The 17,491-nt window shown below is 60.9% G+C and carries 11 protein-coding genes; 7 read left to right on the forward strand and 4 right to left on the reverse strand.

Going from position 1 to position 17,491, the window contains the following annotated elements; genetic code table 11:
- Positions 1-3 precede the first annotated feature (3 nt).
- The 3 genes from KW846_RS07720 to cobM all read left to right on the forward strand — a co-directional run bounded on the left by KW846_RS07720 (position 4) and on the right by cobM (position 1,952).
- Positions 4-711 carry a CbtA family protein gene (locus KW846_RS07720; protein WP_102702112.1) on the forward strand — a complete coding sequence of 236 codons (708 nt, stop codon included), beginning with the start codon at positions 4-6 and terminating at the stop codon, positions 709-711.
- Complete coding sequence (locus tag KW846_RS07725; protein ID WP_015094887.1) at positions 708-1,121, forward strand: cobalamin biosynthesis protein; 414 nt, start codon at positions 708-710, stop codon at positions 1,119-1,121. Before KW846_RS07720 ends, KW846_RS07725 begins: the two co-directional genes overlap by 4 nt.
- Positions 1,122-1,205: 84 nt before the next feature.
- Positions 1,206-1,952, forward strand: coding sequence for a precorrin-4 C(11)-methyltransferase (cobM, locus tag KW846_RS07730; RefSeq protein ID WP_218481843.1), 747 nt, complete (start codon positions 1,206-1,208; stop codon positions 1,950-1,952).
- Between the two features lie 141 nt (positions 1,953-2,093).
- On the opposite strand, the gene nfuA is transcribed toward cobM, so the two are convergent.
- Positions 2,094-2,678: a Fe-S biogenesis protein NfuA gene (gene nfuA / locus KW846_RS07735; RefSeq protein ID WP_007912592.1), complete on the reverse strand. Its 585-nt coding sequence runs from the start codon at positions 2,676-2,678 to the stop codon at positions 2,094-2,096.
- A 199-nt stretch (positions 2,679-2,877) separates the two neighbouring features.
- The gene (locus KW846_RS07740; protein ID WP_218481844.1) at positions 2,878-5,175 is read right to left on the reverse strand and encodes a fatty acid cis/trans isomerase; all 2,298 of its coding nucleotides are present in this window, start codon (positions 5,173-5,175) and stop codon (positions 2,878-2,880) included.
- A 156-nt stretch (positions 5,176-5,331) separates the two neighbouring features.
- Here KW846_RS07740 and metH point away from each other — a divergent pair, with 156 nt between their 5' ends.
- Together metH and KW846_RS07750 are read left to right on the forward strand one after the other, a co-directional pair.
- Positions 5,332-9,042, forward strand: a complete 3,711-nt coding sequence (gene metH, locus KW846_RS07745) for a methionine synthase (protein ID WP_218481845.1) — start codon at positions 5,332-5,334, stop codon at positions 9,040-9,042.
- Between the two features lie 193 nt (positions 9,043-9,235).
- Entirely contained in the window at positions 9,236-9,454 is a 219-nt protein-coding gene (locus KW846_RS07750) for a DUF2970 domain-containing protein (protein WP_007980782.1), read from the forward strand.
- Positions 9,455-9,460: 6 nt separating this feature from the next.
- Here KW846_RS07750 and KW846_RS07755 read toward each other — a convergent pair whose 3' ends face one another.
- Entirely contained in the window at positions 9,461-10,546 is a 1,086-nt protein-coding gene (locus KW846_RS07755) for an ABC transporter substrate-binding protein (protein ID WP_218481846.1), read from the reverse strand.
- A gap of 522 nt (positions 10,547-11,068) precedes the next feature.
- Here KW846_RS07755 and KW846_RS07760 point away from each other — a divergent pair.
- Positions 11,069-12,727: a nitrite/sulfite reductase gene (locus KW846_RS07760; protein WP_102674056.1), complete on the forward strand. Its 1,659-nt coding sequence runs from the start codon at positions 11,069-11,071 to the stop codon at positions 12,725-12,727.
- Entirely contained in the window at positions 12,711-13,205 is a 495-nt protein-coding gene (locus KW846_RS07765; protein ID WP_007976503.1) for a DUF934 domain-containing protein, read from the forward strand. Before KW846_RS07760 ends, KW846_RS07765 begins: the two co-directional genes overlap by 17 nt.
- 52 nt (positions 13,206-13,257) lie before the next feature.
- Here the strand turns inward: KW846_RS07765 and KW846_RS07770 are convergent, their stop codons facing one another.
- Positions 13,258-17,145 (reverse strand): dermonecrotic toxin domain-containing protein, encoded by a 3,888-nt coding sequence (locus KW846_RS07770; RefSeq protein WP_218481847.1) that lies wholly within the window; start codon positions 17,143-17,145, stop codon positions 13,258-13,260.
- Positions 17,146-17,491: the final 346 nt, after the last annotated feature.

Below are 17,491 nucleotides of genomic sequence, written 5' to 3' on the forward strand. Positions count from 1 at the left end.
GACATGATCAAGCGTATTGCGCAAACCGCAGGTTTCACCGGGCTGCTGGCCGCCCTGTTGCTGACCCTGCTGCAAAGTTTCTGGGTCGCGCCCCTGATTCTTCAGGCCGAAACCTACGAAAAAGCCGAACCGGCTGCCGTTGAAATGCATGAACACGCCGATGGCGCGATGGCTGCCCACACCCACGACGCCGAAGCCTGGGAACCGGAAGACGGCTGGCAGCGCGTGCTGTCGACCACTGGCGGCAACCTGGTGGTGGCCGTCGGTTTCGCCCTGATGCTGGCCGGCCTGTACACCTTGCGTGCGCCGACCAAAACTTCCCAGGGCCTGCTCTGGGGCCTGGCCGGCTATGCGACCTTCGTGCTCGCGCCGACCCTCGGCCTGCCACCTGAACTGCCAGGCACGGCCGCCGCCGATCTGGCACAACGGCAACTGTGGTGGATCGGTACCGCCGCCTCCACTGCCGTCGGTATCGCGCTGATCGTGTTCAGCCGTCACTGGCTGATGAAAGTCCTCGGCGTGGCGATCCTTGCCGTTCCCCATGTGATTGGCGCACCGCAGCCGCAAGTGCATTCGATGCTCGCTCCGGAGGCACTGGAAACCCAATTCAAAATCGCTTCGCAACTGACCAACGTGGCGTTCTGGCTGGCCCTGGGCCTGATCAGCGCCTGGTTGTTCCGTCGCAAAAGCGATGGCCAATACCACGCATGACGGACGTCAGCACAGCGCCGACCCTGGTGGTCGGCCTGGGCTGCCAAAAGGGCTGCCCCGTCAGTACCTTGCTGGCGCTGCTCGACCAGGCACTGGAGGCGCACCAGATTGCCCGCCATGAAATCAAGGCCCTGGCCAGCATCGATTCGAAGCGCGACGAACCTGCACTGATTGAACTGGCGCAGCAGCTTGGCCTGGAATTGATGTATTTCAGCAGTGAACAACTGGCCCCCTATGAGCCGCAACTCAGCCATCAATCGCAAATAGCGTTTGAACGCACCGGTTGCTACGGCGTGGCGGAAAGCGCCGCACTGGCCCTGGCCGAACAACTGGCCCAGGCCCCGGCAAAACTGCTGATTCCCCGACAAAAATATGCCCAGGCAACCCTGGCATTGGCTGGCGCGGCATAAAATCCCCGATAATCCCCGCCTCGATCATGAACATTCTTCATCTGAAGCCCTGTTCAGCCCCTTTTATTCCCACAGGAACCGACGATGACCGTCTACTTCATTGGCGCAGGTCCCGGCGACCCCGAACTGATTACCGTCAAGGGCCAGCGGCTGATTCGCAGTTGCCCGGTGATCATTTATGCCGGCTCTCTAGTGCCCGCTGCCGTACTGGAAGGTCATTGTGCGGAGCAGGTAGTCAACAGCGCCGAACTGCACCTGGAACAGATCATCGACCTGTTCAAGGCCGCCCACGCCAAAGGCCAGGACGTGGCCCGGGTACACTCCGGCGATCCGAGCCTGTATGGCGCCATTGGCGAACAGATTCGCTATCTGCGTGAGCTGGGCATTGCGTTCGAAATCGTTCCGGGCGTGACGGCCACCGCCGCTTGTGCAGCGCTTCTGGGTGCAGAACTGACGCTGCCGGACGTTTCACAGAGCGTGATCCTGACTCGCTACGCCGACAAGACCACCATGCCACCCGGAGAGGAATTCGCCAGCCTGGCCCAACACGGCGCGACCATGGCGATTCATTTGGGGGTCAATCACCTGGCGAAGATCGTTGAGGAACTGCTGCCGCATTACGGCGCCGATTGTCCGATTGCGGTGGTTCACCGCGCGAGCTGGCCGGATCAGGACTGGGTGACGGGAACGCTTGAGGACATTGCCGAAAAGGTTGCCGCCAAAGGGTTTCGGCGCACGGCGTTGATTCTGGTGGGACGGGTGCTGGGCAGTGATCACTTCAGCGAGTCGTCGCTGTATCGCGCGGGGCATGCGCATCTCTACAGACCCTGATTCACCACTAACCCTGTGGCGAGGGGGCTTGCCCCCGTTCGGCGGCGTAGCCGTCGCAATACCAAAAAAAGCTGGGGCTGCTTCGCAGCCCAACGGGGGCAAGCCCCCTCGCCACAGGTTTTTTATTTCGCAGCGAACACCTTAGTAGTAGGCGTTTTCTTTCTGCGTGTGGTCGGTCACGTCGCGAACGCCCTTGAGCTCCGGAATACGCTCGAGCAGGGTGCGCTCGATGCCTTCCTTGAGCGTCACGTCGGCCTGGCCGCAGCCCTGGCAACCACCGCCGAACTGCAAGACGGCGATGCCGTCTTCGACCACATCGATCAGGCTGACCTGACCGCCGTGGCTGGCCAGCCCCGGGTTGATCTCGGTTTGCAGATAGTAGTTGATGCGCTCGTTGACCGGGCTGTCGGCGTTGACCATCGGTACTTTGGCGTTTGGCGCCTTGATGGTCAGTTGGCCGCCCATGCGGTCGGTGGCGTAGTCGACAACGGCATCGTCCAGGAAGGCTTCGCTGAAATGGTCGATGTAGGCGGTGAAGCTTTTCAGCCCCAGCGCGGTGTCTTCGGGTTTTTCTTCGCCCGGCTTGCAGTAGGCAATGCAGGTTTCGGCGTACTGGGTGCCAGGCTGGGTGATGAAGACGCGGATGCCGATGCCCGGGGTGTTCTGCTTGGAGAGCAGATCAGCCAGATAATCGTGGGCGGCGTCGGTAATGGTAATAGCGGTCATGGAAACTCCTCGCAGGCTTGGGCGCAGTTTACGCCAATCGGCGCGCCGGACAAAGTCCCAGTATTTTTGTCGGGAAAGATTCCGACGATCCCCCTGTGTAGGAGCTGCCGCAGGCTGCGATCTTTTGACTTTGATTTTAAAAAACAAGATCAAAAGATCGCAGCCTGCGGCAGCTCCTACACCAGGGTTCGGTGATTGGTCAGAGGTTCTCGTAGCGATTCATGTCCAGCACGCCCTCTTCCACCGGATCGGTCTCCTGGATGTAGCGGCTCAGGTCATGGAAATAGAACCAGAATTGCGGATGACTGCGCCGTATTCCCCAACGTTCGACGATTTTCTCAAAGCTGTCGCTATCCTTGGCGTTCTCCATCGCATCCACAAACGCCGGCACTTGCCCGGCCGGGATGTTGAACATGAAGTTCGGGTAGCTGCTGAGCACACCCGGGAAAATCGTCAGGGTATCGAGCCCCGGCTGATAGCGCAGCGATTCGCCGAGCAGGAACGCCACGTTGCTGTGGGCCCGGTTGCGCAACAGGCTGTAGACCTCTCGCTTGCCGCTGCCGGTTTCGATGCGCAGCATGGTCGCTTCCGGCAGTTGATCAATCACTTTCAACCCCGCCGCCGGACGCGAAGTCAGGCGGCTCAACACTTGCTCGGCATTTTGCAGGCCAGGATCAATGTTCGGCCGCGAACAGTAGGCGCCATCGCAGCGGTTGATCGGGTCGGGCCTGGCATTGAGGTCGCCATAACGGGTCAGCAATTGCTGGGCGAAGTCGCGCTTGGGATCCTGCGGAGCAAGCTTCAGCGCCGTCGGCTTGTCATCGTCGATGGACTCGTAGTCCAGCCACATCTTGAATTTGCCACTGTTCTGATACCAGTCGTCGAGGTAGCCCTCCCGCGAATCGGCGGGCATCAGGCGCAGGAAGTTCTGCTCGGCGCCGTTACGGATCAGGTCGAAATACAGGCGCGTCTGGGCCTGATGGGACACGTTGCCGAACACATCGAAATTGACTGCCAGTTGATAGTAGGTGCGCTCCAGCAGCGGATAGTCGAACAGCCACATCGTCTGCGGTACTTCGCCGATCAGGCCCTTGGTCACCGAGGCGCTGTCGAAATGGCGAAAGATGCTCAGCAGCGCGTTGTCGTTGCCGGCCCACAGGGTCGACCAGCTCGGTGCGGGCAAGTCGGCGTAGCTGTCGCGGCGCAGGGCCTCGTATTCGTTGCGTTTGTCGCGGTAGTCGTGCCACAGGGTCAGGACGCTGCCGACATCATCATTCTGCCCCGGCATCGCCAGCAAGGGCGTGGCTTGCCCGCGATAGTTCGGGTCGGTGATGTAGAGGTCGTGTTCAGGTGCCTGGAACAGCGCCCAGAAGTTATCGCGAATCACATCCGTGGCGATCTGCCCACGACACACTGGCCCACGGATAAAGGTGCGCACGAAGTACTCGGCGTTATCGAGCATGAATTGATAGCGCGCCTGGGCCGGAATCGCTTCGAAGGTGGTAAAGGGGTTGGCCCGGCTCTTCGGCCCGTAGCCCGGCAATGCATTGACCTCCCAGTTGCCGCTGTAGAACAGGGATTTGACCCGCGCCAGCTTCGCCGCACTCAGGGGATAGGAGATGTGGGTCTTGTGCACGATCACGCCCTGCACCGGCCACAAGCGGTAGTAAAACTCCGAGCCCGGATCATCGTTGGGGCGCCGGGTATTGATCAGGTCAATCGGCTGGCCGGTCGGCGTGCGCGAACGCACCCACTGGAAGAAATGCCCGGGCTCACCCTCCTTGAAGTAAAGATGGGCGAGGAACCAGTGCTCATACAGCCAGCGCCCCACCAGGCTCTGCCGGGCGCCCGGCGAATTGAGCAGGTTTTCCCACTGGATCACTTGCTGCACTTCTTGCGCACTCGGGGCCAGGGCCTGTTGATCGATAGGGGCGCCTGCGGCCAGCCAGCGTTGCAGCGTCTGGTACTGCGGGTCGGTCAGGCCGGTCACCGCCAGCGGCATGCCTTCCTTCGGGTGCGAAGCGGCGTAGCCATCGAACTGCGCGGGCATGGAGCACATGTTCTCCCGGTTCAGTCCCAGGACGATGTCTTGGGGCAGCCTGGCGTTGGGTTGCAAGGGGGTGTTGTGGCCCAGTTCCAGCATGCGCGCCATCAACCCGGCCTGGCTGCCCTGTGCATCGAGCACCGAAAAGAAGCCCTTTTGCTGCCAGGCAGCTTTCCCGGAGGCGTCCAGAAACAGCCGCGTCGGTGCCACCGCTTTAGTGCGGTCACCGTCGTAAACCGGGACTTTCGTCGCGCCGCGTGCCGCGCCTTCGCCGCTGCCCAGGTTGAGCTGACAGGCGGCGTCGTTGCAGGCGTGGCAGGCCACGCACTTTTCAGTGAAGATCGGTTGAATGTCTCGACTGTAGGAAATGGCAGAGGAATTCGCCGGACTTTGCGCCGCAGCGCCCCAGCTTAAAAGCATCAACACACTGCTGATGACGAAGCGATAAGACATGTCCCTGGTCCCGGATCCTGAAAAAACGCCGCGATTCTACCGGTCTGCCATCCTTTCCAACATGAACGATATTCATGCAAAACCGAGTCATGCTCTAAAAGCGCACAGGTTTGCTATCATCCCGGCCCTTCGTCATGGCCTTACCGAGTAGTCCAAATGTCCGATCGCAGCGTTCGCCTTCAAGCTCTCAAGCACGCCCTCAAAGAGCGCATCCTGATTCTAGATGGCGGTATGGGCACGATGATCCAGAGCTACAAGCTCGAAGAGCAGGATTACCGTGGCAAACGCTTCGCTGACTGGCCGAGCGATGTCAAAGGCAACAACGACCTGTTGGTACTGACTCGCCCGGACGTGATTGGCGGCATCGAGAAAGCCTACCTCGACGCGGGCGCCGACATTCTGGAAACCAACACCTTCAACGCTACCCAGATCTCCCTGGCCGACTACGGCATGCAAGGCCTGGCGTATGAATTAAACGTAGAAGGCGCTCGCCTTGCACGCAAGGTCGCCGATGCCAAGACCCTGGAAACCCCGGACAAGCCGCGCTTCGTCGCCGGCGTGCTCGGTCCTACCAGTCGCACCTGCTCGTTGTCCCCGGACGTGAACAACCCCGGCTACCGCAACGTGACCTTCGATGAGCTGGTGGAAAACTACACCGAATCCACCAAAGGCCTGATCGAGGGCGGCGCCGACCTGATCCTGATCGAAACCATCTTCGACACCCTCAACGCCAAGGCCGCGATCTTTGCCGTGCAAGGCGTGTTCGAAGAGCTGGGCGTCGAACTGCCGATCATGATTTCCGGCACCATCACCGACGCTTCGGGCCGCACCCTGTCGGGCCAGACCACCGAAGCCTTCTGGAACTCCGTGGCCCACGCCAAGCCGATTTCCGTTGGCCTGAACTGCGCCCTCGGCGCCAGCGAGTTGCGCCCCTACCTCGAAGAGCTGTCGAACAAGGCAGGCACCCACGTGTCGGCGCACCCGAACGCCGGCCTGCCGAACGAATTCGGCGAGTACGACGAACTGCCGTCGCAAACCGCCAAGGTCATCGAAGAGTTCGCCCAAAGCGGCTTCCTCAACATTGTCGGCGGCTGCTGCGGCACCACGCCGGGCCACATCGAAGCCATCGCCAAGGCCGTGGCCGGTTATGCGCCGCGCCAGATCCCGGACATCCCCAAGGCTTGCCGCCTCTCGGGCCTGGAACCCTTCACCATCGATCGCAGTTCGCTGTTCGTCAACGTCGGCGAGCGCACCAACATCACCGGTTCCGCCAAGTTCGCCCGGCTGATCCGCGAGGACAACTACACCGAAGCCCTGGAAGTCGCCCTGCAGCAGGTCGAGGCCGGCGCCCAGGTGATCGACATCAACATGGACGAAGGGATGCTCGATTCGAAGAAGGCCATGGTGACCTTCCTCAATCTGATTGCCGGTGAACCGGACATCTCTCGCGTACCGATCATGATCGACTCCTCGAAGTGGGAAGTGATCGAAGCCGGCCTCAAATGTATCCAGGGCAAGGGCATCGTCAACTCGATCAGCATGAAAGAAGGCGTGGAGCAGTTCATTCACCACGCCAAACTGTGCAAGCGCTACGGCGCCGCGGTGGTGGTGATGGCCTTCGACGAGGCCGGCCAGGCCGACACCGAAGCGCGCAAGAAGGAAATCTGCAAACGCTCCTACGACATCCTGGTCAACGAAGTGGACTTCCCGCCGGAAGACATCATCTTCGACCCGAACATCTTCGCCGTGGCCACCGGTATCGAAGAACACAACAACTACGCCGTCGATTTCATCAACGCCTGTGCCTACATCCGTGACGAACTGCCGTACGCGCTGACGTCCGGTGGCGTGTCCAACGTGTCGTTCTCGTTCCGCGGCAACAACCCGGTGCGTGAGGCGATCCACTCGGTGTTCCTGCTGTACGCCATTCGCTCCGGGCTGACCATGGGTATCGTCAACGCCGGGCAACTGGAGATCTACGACCAGATCCCGGTGGAACTGCGCGACGCCGTCGAAGACGTGATCCTCAACCGCACCCCGGAAGGCACCGACGCCCTCCTCGCCATCGCCGACAAGTACAAGGGCGACGGCAGCGTCAAGGAAGCCGAGACCGAAGAGTGGCGCAACTGGGACGTCAACAAGCGTCTGGAACACGCACTGGTCAAAGGCATTACCACCCACATCGTCGAAGACACCGAAGAATCGCGCCTGTCCTTCAGCCGCCCGATCGAAGTGATCGAAGGCCCGCTGATGGCCGGCATGAACATCGTCGGCGACCTGTTCGGCGCCGGTAAAATGTTCCTGCCCCAGGTGGTGAAGTCCGCTCGCGTGATGAAGCAGGCCGTGGCGCACCTGATCCCGTTCATCGAACTGGAAAAAGGCGACAAGCCGGAAGCCAAGGGCAAGATCCTCATGGCAACCGTGAAAGGCGACGTGCACGACATCGGCAAGAACATCGTCGGTGTCGTACTCGGTTGCAACGGCTATGACATCGTCGACCTCGGCGTGATGGTCCCGGCGGAGAAAATCCTCCAGGTGGCCAAGGAGCAGAAGTGCGACATCATCGGCCTGTCCGGCCTGATCACCCCGTCGCTGGATGAGATGGTCCACGTCGCCCGCGAAATGCAGCGCCAGGACTTCCACCTGCCATTGATGATCGGTGGCGCCACCACCTCCAAGGCGCACACCGCGGTGAAGATCGAGCCGAAGTACAGCAACGACGCAGTGATCTACGTCACCGACGCCTCCCGTGCCGTGGGCGTGGCGACCCAGTTGCTGTCCAAGGAGCTCAAGGCCGGTTTCGTCGAGAAAACCCGTCAGGACTACATCGAGGTTCGCGAACGCACGTCCAACCGCAGCGCCCGCACCGAACGCCTGAGCTATGGCGCGGCCATCGCCAAGAAACCGCAGTTCGACTGGGCGAGCTACACGCCGGTCAAACCGACCTTCACCGGGACGCGGGTGCTGGACAACATCGATCTCAACGTTCTGGCCGAGTACATTGACTGGACGCCGTTCTTCATATCCTGGGACCTGGCCGGCAAGTTCCCGCGCATTCTCCAGGACGAAGTGGTCGGTGAAGCCGCCACCTCGCTCTATAAAGACGCTCGAGAAATGCTCACCAAACTGATCGATGAGAAGCTGATCAGCGCCCGCGCGGTGTTCGGTTTCTGGCCGGCCAACCAGGTGCATGACGACGACATCGAACTCTATGGCGATGACGGCAAGCCAATGGCCAAGCTGCATCACCTGCGCCAGCAGATCATCAAGACCGACGGCAAGCCGAACTTCTCCCTGGCCGACTTCGTCGCGCCCAAGGACAGTGAAGTGACCGACTACGTGGGTGGTTTCATCACCACCGCCGGCATCGGCGCCGAAGAAGTGGCCAAGGCCTACCAGGACGCTGGCGACGACTACAACTCGATCATGGTCAAGGCCCTGGCCGACCGCCTGGCCGAAGCGTGCGCCGAATGGCTGCACCAGCAGGTGCGTAAAGACTACTGGGGCTACGCCAAGGATGAAGTGCTGGATAACGAAGCGTTGATCAAGGAGCAATACACCGGCATCCGTCCGGCACCGGGTTATCCGGCCTGCCCGGATCACACCGAAAAAGCCCAATTGTTCGCCCTGCTTGATCCGCAAGCCCAGGAAATGCGCGCCGGCCGCAGCGGCGTGTTCCTCACCGAACACTACGCCATGTTCCCGGCAGCAGCGGTCAGCGGCTGGTACTTCGCTCACCCGCAGGCGCAGTACTTCGCCGTGGGCAAGGTCGACAAGGACCAGGTGCAGAGCTACACCTCGCGCAAAGGCCAGGAGTTGAGCGTGACCGAACGCTGGCTGGCGCCGAACCTGGGTTACGACAACTAAGCGGCTCTATTGGCCACGATATTGTGGCCAACACTTACCTCTGTGGGAGCGAGCTTGCTCGCGATGGCGGACTGACAGTCGCATGGATATCGACTGTTACGGCCTCATCGCGAGCAAGCTCGCTCCCACATTTGTTTTGTGCATGCCGTGATTTGTCTATGCTTGCCTCACACACATTCGTGGCGAGGGTTTTATGGACGATCCGGCCGACAACAAGCCGCCGAGCTTCTGGCAAATGCTGCACAGCGTCATGGCGGCGGCGTTCGGGGTGCAGAGCGGGAAGAACCGGGCCCGTGATTTCACGCACGGCAAGCCCAGCCATTTCGTGATTCTGGGGATCCTGTTCACGGTGGTGTTCGCCTTGACGCTGTTCGGCATCGTCAAGCTGGTGCTACTCCTGGCCGGGGTTTGACGCGGCTCAGTGCATCAGGGTTTGCAGGGTGAACGGGTAACGCCAGGACGCGGGACGGCCCTTGGCCGAGAGTTTGTGAAAATCCACACCGAAGTCCTGCGTGGCGCCCATCGCCAGCAGTCGCCTGGCCTGTGCCCGGTCGATCAGTTGCAGCAACGGTATCTGGCGGTCGCGGCCGCCGTACTGGCTGATGTCCACGCCTTCATCGTAGTCATGCAATTGCACCAGCGCCCAGCCACCCAGACTGAAGTGCCCGCCCAGCAACACGCTCAGGCGACGGTCCAGCAGTGCCTGCAACGCCGCGGGTGAATTGTTGATCGCGCCGAACAGTACGCCTTTGCCTGGCTCTCCACCGGCCTCGACATACGCCTGCATCACACCGAACGCCATCTCGTCGTTCGCGGCCCAGACCAGCGACGTCTGCGGGTAGCGCTTGAACAACAGCCTGGCCTGCTCGTAGGCGCGTTGCCGGGTCCAGCCGCCGTACACCAACTGGCGCAAACGCACCTCCGGGTGCTCGGCCAAGGCGCGCCGCAGGCCTTTCTCGCGATATTGCGCGGAGGGGGTGATCTTCAAACCGGAAAAGGCCAGCAGTTCAATCGTCTGGCCGGGGGCCACCGGGCCGTGCTGCCGGATCAGTTCCTTGAGCATCAGGTAGCCGCCCTCTTCGTCATTGGGCACCAGGCTGCCGAGCAGATCGGGATACTTGTCAGGCCGCGCGCCAATCAGTTTCATCTGATCGGCCGTCAGGGCGTTGTTGACCATGAACAGCTTCACCCCGCTGCCTTTGGCCAGTCGCAGGATCTCGGGGGCGATGTATTGTTCGTTGACGAAGACCAGGTAGTCGGGACGATGGTCGCCCTGAAGGGCTTCACGAGCCTGGCGAATGGTGTTTTCGGAGACGCGGTCGGAATACTGGACACGCAAGTCCATCCCCAGGTCCGTCGCCGCAGCCTGCATGAACTGCGAGTAACTCGACCAGAACGCTTCCGTTGGGGTTCCCGGATTCAGGAACAGCACTGACGCCGCTTGGGCACAAGGTCCCACGACCATACCCAGCGTCAGCAATACGCCATACAGAAACTTCAACATTGGTCGTCCGAGCCCCCGGAAATTCGCCGCGCATTATAGCCGGCGAACTTCCGTAGAACGGCGATTTTTCCGGTTTTTGTCGGACAATCGTCGGAACCGGGCCCGGACGGGTCGTTTATTGGTGGCTGACCCAGAAAACCGCCGTCCCCACGACCAGAATGATCAGGAACAAGATTGCCCAGGCATCTACGGTGCTATCGCTTTTCCGTGCTTTGGTTGGGTTGCTCATTGCATCGCCTCTTGTCGGTTTTATCGGTGATTGCATAAAGACTCGAGCAGAGTAAAGACGACGATTGCCCGCATCACAAACAGGGTCTTTGCAACAACGATTCTCATTAGGCGATTTGGTTCTTTACATATGCTCAAACATCACTTTTACGCATAACTGCAAACTGGTATCTTGCCCCGGCTCCGTAGGGAGTGCGCGGCCGTGCGCGCAGAATTGCCGAGGTTTTATCGGACGCCAGCCAGCCAAAAAACGCCGCTGTTTCCGACCGGCCCAAGCCTGAGAACAGGACTTATATGTACGTATACGACGAATACGATCAGCGGATCATCGAGGACCGCGTCAAGCAGTTCCGTGATCAGACCCGACGCTATCTGGCAGGCGAGCTGAGCGAAGAAGAATTCCGCCCCCTGCGCCTGCAAAATGGCCTTTATATCCAGCGTTTCGCACCGATGTTGCGAGTCGCCGTGCCTTACGGCCAACTGACTTCGCGGCAAATGCGAATGATGGCCAAAATCGCCCGGGACTACGACAAGGGCTACGCCCACATCAGTACCCGGCAGAACGTGCAGTTCAACTGGCCGGCCGTGGAAGACATTCCGGACATTCTCGCTGAACTGGCCACCGTGCAGATGCACGCGATCCAGACCAGCGGCAACTGCCTGCGCAACGTCACCACCGACCAGTTTGCCGGTGTCGCCGCCGACGAACTGATCGACCCGCGCCCTTGGTGCGAGATCGTGCGCCAGTGGACGACTTTCCACCCGGAATTCGCCTACCTTCCGCGCAAGTTCAAGATCGCCGTCAACGGTTCGACTTCCGACCGCGCCGCCATCGAAGTCCATGACATCGGCCTTGAGCCGGTGCACAACGCCGCTGGCGAACTGGGCTTCCGTGTGCTGGTCGGTGGTGGCCTGGGCCGTACGCCGGTGGTGGGGGCATTCATCAACGAGTTCCTGCCATGGCAAGACCTGTTGAGCTACCTCGACGCCATCCTGCGGGTCTACAACCGCTATGGCCGTCGTGACAACAAGTACAAGGCGCGGATCAAGATCCTGGTGAAAGCGCTGACGCCTGAAGTCTTCGCGCAGAAAGTCGACGCGGAAATGGAGCACCTGCGCGGTGGCCAGACCACGCTGACCGAAGCCGAAGTGCAGCGCGTCGCCAAACATTTCGTCGACCCGGACTACAAGGCGCTGGACAACCAGTGCGCCGCCCTGGCCGAGCTCGACCTGCAGCACCCGGGCTTCGCCCGCTGGCGCGCACGCAACACCCTGGCCCACAAGAAACCGGGCTACGTGGCCGTGACCTTGTCCCTCAAGCCTACCGGCGTTGCACCGGGCGACATCACCGACAAACAGCTCGACGCCGTGGCCGACCTGGCCGAGCGTTACAGCTTCGGTCAACTGCGTACCTCCCACGAGCAGAACATCATTCTGGCCGACGTCGAGCAGGACAAGCTGTTCGTCCTGTGGGGCGAGCTGCGCGAGCAAGGCTTCGCCACGCCGAACATCGGCTTGCTGACCGACATCATCTGCTGCCCGGGTGGCGACTTCTGCTCCCTGGCCAACGCCAAGTCGATCCCGATCGCCGAATCGATCCAGCGCCGTTTCGACGACCTGGACTACCTGTTCGACATCGGCGAGCTGGACCTGAACATCTCCGGGTGCATGAACGCTTGCGGCCACCACCACGTGGGCCACATCGGCATCCTCGGGGTGGACAAGAAAGGCGAAGAGTTCTATCAGGTGTCCCTCGGCGGCAGCGCCAGCCGTGACGCCAGCCTGGGCAAGATCCTCGGCCCGTCCTTTGCCCAGGAAGCCATGCCTGACGTGATCGAAAAGCTGATCGACGTGTACATCGAACAACGTACCGAAGACGAACGCTTCATCGACACCTATCAGCGTATTGGTATCGACCTCTTCAAGGAGCGTGTCTATGCAGCGAATCATTAAGAACAACGAGGTCGTCGACGAGACCTGGCACCTGCTGCCCAAGGACTTCAGCATCGACGAGATCACCAACTGCGACGACTACATCGTCCCCTTGCAGTTGTGGCGCGAACACAGCCGTATGCTCCTGGCTCGCGATGGCGGCCTGGGCATCTGGCTTGACGCCGATGAAGAAGCCGAAGAGATCGGTGAAGACGTCGCACAGTTCCAGGTCATTGCCCTGAACTTCCCGGCATTCACCGATGGCCGCAACTACTCCAACGCCCGCCTGCTGCGTGACCGCTACGGCTTCAAGGGTGAATTGCGGGCCATTGGCGACGTGCTGCGTGACCAGTTGTTCTACATGCATCGCTGTGGTTTCGACGCGTTCGCCATTCGCCCCGACAAGGATCCGCACGAAGCCCTTGAAGGTCTCAAGGACTTCTCCGTGACCTATCAGGCCGCGACCGACGAACCGCTGCCGCTGTTCCGTCGCCGCTGACCGTCATCCCTTGAACCCCGGCCCCGGGGTTCAAGGGGTTTTATCCTTGACGCTAGAACACCGGATGTTCCACCAGCGGAATCGGTCGCCCCATGGCCACCCAGTCACGGTATAACCGGACTCGATCTTCCAGCACCACGAATATCCTGAACGGATTTTCCGCATCGCCAACCCGGGTTTCGACACTCTGACGCAACCAGCCCCACAACTCTTCTGACGTATCCGCTTCGTGCAGCAAGCGCCACACACGCGCCTGCAGCGATCGATAGCCGACCTGGAAATCCGCCGTCAGGCGCAATCCATCCATGACCCGCAGCAACGTACTGCCCGATGGCTTGACGGACAGTCGTTGCCAGATCTGTTGCCGCGCCTCGCGCGCGCTTTCATCGCCTTCCTCCAGCCAGGGCGTCGCACTGCCGTAATCGGCACCCGGTTCGCTCAGCCACAGATTGATACCGGTACGCTCGCGATGATCGACCAGGCGCAGCAAGGTATCTTCATCCGTCAGCGGATTACCCCACAGTTTCACCCGGTCCCGGGAGACCGCCTGATTCAGTATCGATTGGGGAACCCGGCTGATCCGGTTGCCTCGCAAGTCGAGCGAGGTGAGGTACGGCTGATCGGCGATGCCCACCGGGCAACGGCTGATCCCGGTGTTTCTCAGGTTCAATACACGTAACTCCTTGAGCCCCAGGACAACGGGCGGGACGGTCAGAGGGTTGTCACTCAGGTCCAGCTCTTGCAGGCTCACCAGATCACCCAACTGTGCAGCCGTGTTCTCCTGAAACTGCAGCAAAGTGGCGCTCAGGTTCAGCGTAGTGAGACGGGTCATTTGCCGAATCGGTGGAGGCAACACACCTTCCAGTACGCCGTTTGCGTTGAGTCGACGCAGGTCGACACGCTCCAAGCTCAGGGAACGCAGATTCGGAAAGCTTTCGAGAAAGGCGCTCAGGCTCTCGCGTTCGATCAGGTGCAGGCTTCGCATCGATAACTCGACGACCTCATTGAAGCGTACGTTCATCGTCGGCAACCGATGGTAGTCCTCGAAAGCCAGGTCCAGCCTGTACCCGGAGACCGCCTCACCCGACATCACTCTATTGATCCGGGGCGGGCATTTTTGCCAGATGCTCATCAGTTCATCGCCCAGCTCGGTCCGAGTTTCACGCTCGAAATCGATCACGGTTTGCAGCAGTTGGACATTGTGCGCCGCCACCTGCCCCAAGGTCATTCCCTCTGCTTCATCATCGCCAACGGACAGAAAATCGATGTCCATGTCATCGGCATCCAGCACGGACTGGTCGATCCACTGGCGCAGGTCGGCATGCAGCTGCTGCATCTGCGCAATCAGGCGATCCACCAGTGCCTGAGCCCCGGCACCCGCCTCAAACAGCAATTCATCCGCCTGGGCATCGGTGAAATCCGGATACAGATCCTTGACCTGCAGACGCATGACTCCATGGGACAGCTCTGCGGCCTGTGGCGTGTTCGGGAAGCCGCCACCGCGCAATCCCCCGGCTTCGAAAGGCAACCGCGAATCCATTCGATTCAAGCCGAGTATCAATTCGGAACGGGCCAAGGCATGACCGCCAATGCGCAACCGCAACGCGCTGGCAGCATCCGGCGCGTGAAGCGACATCGCCGTACGTTCCTCCACGGACAAGAGGTCGACCAGCGCGGTAAACAGATCCGAACCCTCACCGTCGGTAACCGCCACCGCGGTGTATCGATAGCGCTCGCCGACCTTGATCAAACGCCGGCAATCCGTGGAGTCGAGCGGACCGCAGCGGTCGAGGACACGGCCGCTGATTGCCCCGTCGAGTACCTCGATGCGCAGGCCTTGCGGCCAGTCGGGCAGGCGCTGCAGGGAGTGCAGTGCCAGGACATCGGTGTCGGGGTACTGGACCGAACGCAAGTACAAGCCTTCATAGGCCCGGTTGAGTCGTACATGCTGTTGGTAGTCTCGCGATTTGTTGTCCAGTCGCTTGAGCAATTGCAGCGCCTCGTCAGCGTCGAAGGGCCGATGGATGTCGACTCCCGAACGGTCGAGGATTTGCTCCACGGCGCTTTTCGGCAATCCGGGGTATTCGCGCTGAAACAGGCGAACCCATTCCTGCTCCGAGTGCTGGAGCGCCTGATAGCGGGTGTTGAACAGTCCGGCCCGTGCTTGCGCATCGGCGACGGCTTCGAGTTCCTGATCGAGCTTGAAGCGTGTGATGGTATCGGCCAGCAACGGCGTTGGCGGGCGCCCCGCCTGCATCAGGCGCAGCATATCGTCGTCGACCGTGCTGACCCGGGCGATCTGCCCCAGTACCTCATCACTGAAGGCAGCATGGGGTGCGCACACCTCACGCAACAGCGCTACGCGGGTCGACACCGGCGCCGGAATCGATCCGGCTACGGGCTTGGCCAGCGTACCGGGATGCGGCTCACTCGCGGGGTCTCCGGGCTCGTGCAGAATTCCTGCGATTTTTTCTTCGCTCTTGAGTGCCACCACGGCCCCGACCAGCGGGAGCGCATTGAGCAAGCCGAACACGCTGCGCGTCACTCCCTCGGAGCGCTGCTCCGGTGTCTTGCCGTTGATGGCCTGATCGAGGCCATAACCGGCGTCGATCAGGCCGGCCAGCACCAGGACACCCTCGCCTCCCGGAATGAACAATGCCAATGGCCCCAACCGGTTGATCCAGCGCACCAGCGGTTCCACCACCGCGCTCAAGTTGTCGCGATTGACCTGGGCATCGTCACGGATGGTTTTGACGCTGGCCATCGAGGCCTGCTTCATGGTCAGCACCAGTTGCGCGAACGGATCGGTGTCGGAGTGAGCTCGCTCAAGATCGATGTAATCCTGCGGGTCCCAGAAACCGTCGTCGTTGAAGAGCCCGGCGTTCCTTTTCAGCCAGTGTTCGTTCGGGTAAACCGCCATGCCCTCCAATGCGGTCGACACGCCCGCATGGAAGGTGCCGTCTTCCCGATCGCTCTCGGCAAAATGCGCGAGCAGCGCCTGGCGTGTGGCCTGCACCCGGCCCTGGGCCACGATCCATTGGCGCAGGTGTCGCCAGTTGGTGAATTCATGCAAGGGTGAGGAGTTGCCCGGGATATTCAGCAGGATCCGGCCGCTGTGACGGTGGCGATAACACCAGATATCGTCCGAGGTGTAGCGATAGATCGTCAGCCGACCGGCCTCGATCGGCGCGCTGACACGAGTCGGCGCCTGGAGCTGATCGAGGGTCAACGCACTCCACGCCTGCCCCGCTGGCAAGCCGGCGGCCTGCATGGCCAGGGCCAGGCCTTCCTGACTCAAACTGCCCTCCTGATGTTGCAGGCAGGCGCTCATGATAAAGGCGGCCTTGGCCGAGGTTCTCAGGTCGTAAGGCTGCGTCTGGACGATTCGCTTGTCAGAGGGCCAGGTGCGATCAAGGTAAGACTGGTAGCGGGTTTGCAAATCCAGCTCCCACACCCACTGTTTGAACGCCGCCGGCCTGAGGGCAATTTGCGTTGCCGGTCCATACTCCTGGGGCGTGGTCTGGCGATAGATGCCTTCGTAGGTATGGTGGTTGCCATTGCCGTGGTCGGCGAACTCATCGACATGCTCCACGATGCGAATGGACGGGCCAACATCGGGTGGTGTGTACAAGCCAAACGCGCTTTCGGCGAAGCGCCCGTCGCCGACGGTCTGATAATTCTCCAGCAACGCCTGGACCAGGGTTTGGGTGCTTGCCACCTGCCCCTGCTCGATGCCGTCCTGTGGCGGGTGTCCGCGGTAGCGGTAATCCAGGGTGACCAACAGCGCGGTTTGCGGGTCTATGTCTTGCCCCCATTTCTCCTTGATCAACTGCGCACCGAACTGCTCGGGAGACTGCGGTAAAGCCGCGCTCACCACAGACTGCAGTGTTTCGCGCAGAGGTGCCGGCTGGGGGTTTAGCGGTGTCTGAAGGTCATTCATGTGCATTCCATGGCAACTATTTCTGGAACACCAACATAACCAGCCGCCGCGTTGCCGACAGCAGGAACGGTCACCTGCCGACTACAGAGATTTCGCCGTGCCGTGGAGGACATCGGGCAAGCGTTCGCAGGCAAAAAAAAGATTCCCGGGAACTTGGAGCCGGCTTGCCGGCGATGGACTCCAGTGCGCCGCGTTAATCCAGTTCAGCGAGCTGTTCTGAAACGGCACGAACCCTGTAGGAGCTGCCGCAGGCTGCGATCTTTTGATGTTGTCTTTCAAGATCAAAAAATCGCAGCCTGCGGCAGCTCCTACAGGGTTCGTGCCCACGCTGAAATTGACGTGCCTT

Origin of the sequence: Pseudomonas sp. PDM32, from assembly GCF_019219225.1 — a bacterium.
GTDB classification, from domain to species: domain Bacteria; phylum Pseudomonadota; class Gammaproteobacteria; order Pseudomonadales; family Pseudomonadaceae; genus Aquipseudomonas; species Aquipseudomonas laurylsulfatiphila.

Coding starts and splice junctions, on each gene's coding strand:
- KW846_RS07720 (WP_102702112.1), top strand. CDS start 4: ATGATCAAGCGTATTGCGCAAACCGCAGGTTTCACCGGGCTGCTGGCC.
- KW846_RS07725 (WP_015094887.1), top strand. CDS start 708: ATGACGGACGTCAGCACAGCGCCGACCCTGGTGGTCGGCCTGGGCTGC.
- cobM (WP_218481843.1), top strand. CDS start 1,206: ATGACCGTCTACTTCATTGGCGCAGGTCCCGGCGACCCCGAACTGATT.
- nfuA (WP_007912592.1), bottom strand. CDS start 2,678: ATGACCGCTATTACCATTACCGACGCCGCCCACGATTATCTGGCTGAT.
- KW846_RS07740 (WP_218481844.1), bottom strand. CDS start 5,175: ATGTCTTATCGCTTCGTCATCAGCAGTGTGTTGATGCTTTTAAGCTGG.
- metH (WP_218481845.1), top strand. CDS start 5,332: ATGTCCGATCGCAGCGTTCGCCTTCAAGCTCTCAAGCACGCCCTCAAA.
- KW846_RS07750 (WP_007980782.1), top strand. CDS start 9,236: ATGGACGATCCGGCCGACAACAAGCCGCCGAGCTTCTGGCAAATGCTG.
- KW846_RS07755 (WP_218481846.1), bottom strand. CDS start 10,546: ATGTTGAAGTTTCTGTATGGCGTATTGCTGACGCTGGGTATGGTCGTG.
- KW846_RS07760 (WP_102674056.1), top strand. CDS start 11,069: ATGTACGTATACGACGAATACGATCAGCGGATCATCGAGGACCGCGTC.
- KW846_RS07765 (WP_007976503.1), top strand. CDS start 12,711: ATGCAGCGAATCATTAAGAACAACGAGGTCGTCGACGAGACCTGGCAC.
- KW846_RS07770 (WP_218481847.1), bottom strand. CDS start 17,145: ATGAATGACCTTCAGACACCGCTAAACCCCCAGCCGGCACCTCTGCGC.